Origin of the sequence: Nocardia cyriacigeorgica (genome assembly GCF_010858045.1) — a bacterium.
In the GTDB taxonomy this organism is placed as follows: Bacteria; Actinomycetota; Actinomycetes; order Mycobacteriales; family Mycobacteriaceae; genus Nocardia; species Nocardia cyriacigeorgica_E.
Map to the genome: position 1 here is coordinate 1 of NZ_JAAGVC010000167.1, position 362 is coordinate 362.

1 protein-coding gene is annotated in these 362 nt (G+C 69.3%); it reads right to left on the bottom strand.

Going from position 1 to position 362, the window contains the following annotated elements; all coding sequences use genetic code 11:
* A partial coding sequence (locus GV790_RS29205; protein WP_256673606.1) for a response regulator occupies nucleotides 1-362 on the bottom strand: 362 nt, incomplete at both ends.

Sequence of the window (362 nt, forward strand, 5' to 3'; positions counted from 1 at the left end):
AGCCAGGCTCCACCGGTGGCCACCGTACGCACGGCACGGATGAGATCTTCGGCCGGGGAGTCCTTGAGGATGAAGCGGGCCGCGCCCGCGCGCAGTGCACCCGAGAGCAACTGATCATCGTCGAAGGTGGTCAGCACCAGCACCGGGGGTGCGTCGGGACGGGCGCGCACCAGCCGGGTGGCGTCGATACCGCCGACCCGTTTCATCCGCAGATCCATCAGGATCACGTCGGGCCGCCCGGCAGCGAGTGCGGACACCACCTCGTCGCCGTCGGCGCATTCGGTGATGACGAATCCGTCCCTGCGGCGCAGGATCCGGCGCAATCCGCCGCGGACCAACTCCTGGTCGTCGACCACGAGCAC